General features: G+C 64.0%; 2 protein-coding genes. One reads left to right on the top strand and one right to left on the bottom strand.

What is annotated here, in order from left to right; all coding sequences use genetic code 11:
- Positions 1 to 22 precede the first annotated feature (22 nt).
- Complete coding sequence (locus tag HMPREF1138_RS01720) at positions 23 to 2,389, bottom strand: glycogen/starch/alpha-glucan phosphorylase (protein WP_009055813.1); 2,367 nt, start codon at positions 2,387 to 2,389, stop codon at positions 23 to 25.
- Between the two features lie 390 nt (positions 2,390 to 2,779).
- On the opposite strand from HMPREF1138_RS01720, the gene HMPREF1138_RS01715 reads away from it, so the two are divergent.
- Positions 2,780 to 4,279, top strand: coding sequence for a hypothetical protein (locus HMPREF1138_RS01715; RefSeq protein ID WP_009055814.1), 1,500 nt, complete (start codon positions 2,780 to 2,782; stop codon positions 4,277 to 4,279).
- The last annotated feature ends 296 nt before the right edge of the window (positions 4,280 to 4,575 follow it).

Here is a 4,575-nt window from a genome sequence, read left to right as displayed (position 1 = left end):
GGGCCTCCCCTACGCGAGCGCGTCAGGCGATCGGCTCACCCTCAATCTTCCAGACCTCGCGAGCGTAGTCGGAGATCGTGCGGTCCGAGGAGAAGCGGCCGGAGCGGGAGATGTTCGCCCACACGCGCGCGTTCCAGGCCTTTTGGTCGCGGTAATCGGCGGCCATGCGGTCCTTGGTCTCACGGTACGCGGCGAAGTCGCCCAGGACGTAGTACACGTCGGCCGGATCGTAGCCACCCTCGAGGATCGAGTGGCGGACGTCGTGGAACCAGCCGGAGTTGGAGTCATCGAGCGTGCCGTCGGTCAGGGCGTCAATGACGCGCTTGAGGCCGGGGACGTTCTCATAGTGCCAACGGGGGTCGTAGTGGCGACGCAGCTCGGGCAGCTCGTCGTCGGTCGCGCCGAAGATGTAGGCGTTGTCCGCGCCCACGGCCTCGAGAATCTCGACGTTCGCACCATCCAGCGTGCCCAGGGTGAGGGCGCCGTTCATCATGAACTTCATGTTGGACGTGCCCGAGGCCTCCTTACCGGCCATCGAGATCTGCTCAGAGACGTCGGCGGCGGGGATGATGTGCTCGGCGGGCGAGACGTTGTAGTTGTGGACGAAGACGACCTTGATGCGGCCGTTGATGCCCTCGTCGTTGTTCACCAGCTCAGCGATGGCGTTGATGAGCTTGATGATGGCCTTCGCACGAATGTAGCCGGGGGCGGCCTTCGCGCCGAAGATGAACACGCGGTTGGGGGTGTCCAGCGTCGGATCGTCCTTCATGCGGAAGTACAGGTCCAGGACGTAGAAGGCGTTGAGCAGCTGACGCTTGTACTCGTGCAGGCGCTTAATCTGAACGTCGAAGATCGAGTCGGGGTCGATCTCGACGCCCTCGCGCTCCTTGATCCACGCGGCGAAGTCGACCTTGTTGGCGTGCTTGATCTCGCCCAGGCGCGTGAGCACGTCGTCGGTGCCGGCCTCGGTGAAGTCAGAGAGCACGGTGAGGTCGCGGACCCACGCGTCGGAGCCGGTGACCTCGTCGAGGAGGGCGGCCAGGCGGGGGTTGCACTGCTTGAGCCAGCGGCGCGGGGTCACGCCGTTGGTCTTGTTGTTGAAGCGCTCGGGCCAAATCGCGTACCACTCCTTGAGGGTGTCGCGCTTGATGATCTCCGTGTGGAGGGCGGCGACGCCGTTGATGGAGTAGGACGCGTAGCAGGCGATCCAGGCCATGCGCACGGTGTTGCCCGAGACGGGGGCCATGTAGTCGATGGTGCCCTGGTCGAGGCCGCGCTCGGCCATGTCGATGCGGAAGCGGCGGTCGATCTCGCGAACAATCTCGGCGATACGCGGGAACAGACGGTTGAAGATGTGGATGTCCCAGGTCTCGAGGGCCTCGGCCAGAACCGTGTGGTTCGTGTAGGCGAAGGTCTTGGAGACAACCTTCCAGGCCTCTTCCCAGCCGAGGCCGTGCTCATCCATGAGGATACGCATGAGCTCGGGGATGGCGAGGACCGGGTGGGTGTCGTTGAGCTGGACGGCGTTGTACTCGGCGAAGCCATTCAGGTCGGTGCCATGGTGACGCACGTAGTTCTCGACGATCTCCTGTAGGGAGGCGGAGCAGAAGAAGTACTGCTGACGCACGCGCAGGACCTTGCCCTCGAACGTGGTGTCGTTGGGGTACAGGACGCGGGAGATGTCCATGGTGCGCTCACGGTCGACGATGGCGTCGGTGAAGCGCTGGGAGTTGAAGGCGTCGTAGTCGAATTCCTCGATGGGCTCGGCCTTCCACAGGCGCAGGGTGCCCACGTTCTTGGTGCCGTAGCCAGTGATCGCAATGTCGTAGGGGACGGCGCGCACGGTCAGGTCGGCGTAGGAGACGATACGGGAGAGCTCCTCGCGGCGGGTGACGAAGGGGTAGCCCTCCTCCATCCACGGGTCCGGATGCTCGGTCTGGAAGCCGTTGTCGAAGAGCTGCTTGAACAGGCCGTAGCGGTAGAGGATGCCGTAGCCGCGCACGGGCAGGTCCAGGGTGGCGCAGGAGTCGAGGAAGCAGGCGGCGAGGCGGCCCAGGCCACCGTTACCGAGGGCGGCGTCCGGTTCCTCTTCGAGGACCTGGCCGAGGTCGAGGCCGTAGGCGGCGAGGGCTTCGCGAGCCTTCTCGACGAGGCCGAGGTTCGAGAGGTTGTTGAGCAGGGCGCGGCCCATGAGGAACTCAGCGGAGAAGTAGTGTTCCTGACGGCCCTTGGCGTAACGCTCGGTGGTGGCGGCCCAGTTGTCAGCGATCTGATCAACGATGGCAGCGGACAGACCCTGCCACACCTCCATCAGAGTCGAGTCTTCAACGGGGCGTCCGGAGGTCGCACGCACGTGCGAGGGCAGCGACTGCGTCAGATCCAGCGTCATATGACTTCCTTTTTTGTGTCTATGCCCTCCCGCCAAGCGGCGAGTCCCGGAGAGGGATCGGGCCTCACCTTAGAGATTACCGATCTGAGCAGCTAATTCCCTGTTATGACCGCTCTCTGGGAGATTCACCACCCCCGCCCACGTGACGGAATACACCTGCCAAATCCAGCCCATGACTAAAGGCCCAGATTGGCGCACTTTTACAGAGGTCACGCGAACTCATCCTGCATGAAGACTGGAGGATTTCACACACACAGACCGTCCACATACGCGAGACGCGGTCAGCATTCATCGACTAAGGTTCGCATGTAACCAATGCTGACCAGGTTAATAACAGCCTTCTACGGCCAGCATTCCTGAGACCGAATCAGCATCAACGCAAGGAATACGATGAAACTGACGCATAGGTTGACCATCGCGACAGCCCTGAGCGCCACGCTCGCCACCGCCCTGATCGCAGGCCCCGCCATGGCCTCGCCCTCCGACGAGAACCAGCCCACGGGCCCGAGCACCGCTAACGGCGACAAGTCCACCGCGTGCCGCGCCGACTGGACCGCCTCCGCTATCCTCGACACGGACATCCTGGCCCACCACCCCGAGCTGGTGAACCCTGCCGACATCACTCGTAACGCCGACGGCTCCGTCAACAAGATCGCCACCGGTTCAAACAACGGCTACACCTCGAAGATCTCGACCAACTTCAACACCGAGACCTACAAGGCCCCGGGCATGTTTGAGGCCAACCACTGGATCGCCGGCTCCATGCAGAACTGGCGTTTCCCCGTGGCCACGAAGAACAAGCTGGCCGCCGGCACGACGATCACCGTCGACCTGCCGGACGACATGGCCAACACCTCCTTCATCGGCAAGCTTGAGACCCGCGCGGGTCTGAACGCATTCATGCAGGCCTGGGGTCCGCGTGAGGCCGAGTACACGTGGAACGACGGTGACTTCACGGCCACCCAGACCGACGCCGCGAAGAACATCTGGACCATCACGCTGAACAAGGGCCTCGATGCCAACACCGGCACGATCTTCCAGTTCACGGGCACCTTCCCCACCGGCGCCGAGTCCTCGACGGCAAGCGCTAACCTGGTCGGCGCCCAGTACCCGGCCGACGGCCAGGTGTGCGGCGACCTACCCACCCCCGAGACCCCCGAGCTGAGCAAGTGCCAGATCACGACCGTGGACCGCACCGTGTGGAGCCCCTACTCGCGCGACATCAACGAGCGCTCCAAGTACGCGGGCTCCTGGGGCTCGGAGGAGCCCAAGTGGGGCGAGGCCAACGCTGACGGCTGGTTCGTCGCCACCGGCACAGATCCGAAGGCCGGCGACTCGCGCACCCTGCGCCTGTACGGCGCGACCCATAAGGACATCACCAACGCGACGCTGACGATCAAGGCCGTCCAGGGCCTAACGTTCGACGCCTCCACGATCAACACGATCTCCAACCCCGGCGCCGGCGCGCTCAAGGATAACGGCTTCACGAACACCGTCGAGGGCCTGGGCGAGATCAAGGTCAGCGAGGATGGCACGACCATCACCATCGCGATCGAGCACATGCCGGCCAACTCCGCCTTCTCCTTCAACATCAACGGCATCCTGACCGGCGAGACCCTCGAGAACTCCCCGATCCTGGCCCCGATCGTCCTGCACAACTGGCTGACCGGCACCGATAGCGAGTGCACGGTTCCCACCGCGGAGCCCACCACGCCGGCGCCGTCGGATTCCCCGACGCCCGAGCCGACGACCCCCACTCCCGCCCCGTCCGCAACCCCGAGCGGCAACCTTGCTCGCACGGGCGCTGACACCCCGATGCTGGCGGGCGCGGCCATCATGGCTGGACTGGCAGGCCTGGGAGCCGTGACTCTGCGTCGTCGACAGCGCTAAGCACTAGCCCCTTGCGGGGTGCGTCCCTGCGGGGGCACCGCCCGCAGGGACGCATATACAGGAAAGTGGCACCCCTCGATGGAGCGGTGCCACTTTCCATCACCGGTTCATCATGAGGGCTCAATTCATGGTGACTTTCGGTACCCCCATTGTGCATGTGACCCACGCTTCATTTCAAGGCGAGAGCGGTATCTTTCGTTGCAAATCTGCGGATCAACACTGCACATCCGTTCACAAATGCGCGACGACGTGCGAAAACTAGACACAACGCGGGCCCGCTCTCATCGAGCGGGCCC

Source organism: Actinomyces sp. ICM58, from assembly GCF_000283035.1.
GTDB lineage: Bacteria > Actinomycetota > Actinomycetes > Actinomycetales > Actinomycetaceae > Pauljensenia.
This window is presented reverse-complemented; position numbering and strand designations above follow the sequence as displayed.

What these genes read in the sequence shown, in the direction of transcription:
- HMPREF1138_RS01715 (WP_009055814.1), top strand. Translation starts at nt 2,780, where the DNA reads ATGAAACTGACGCATAGGTTGACCATCGCGACAGCCCTGAGCGCCACG.
- HMPREF1138_RS01720 (WP_009055813.1), bottom strand. Translation starts at nt 2,389, where the DNA reads ATGACGCTGGATCTGACGCAGTCGCTGCCCTCGCACGTGCGTGCGACC.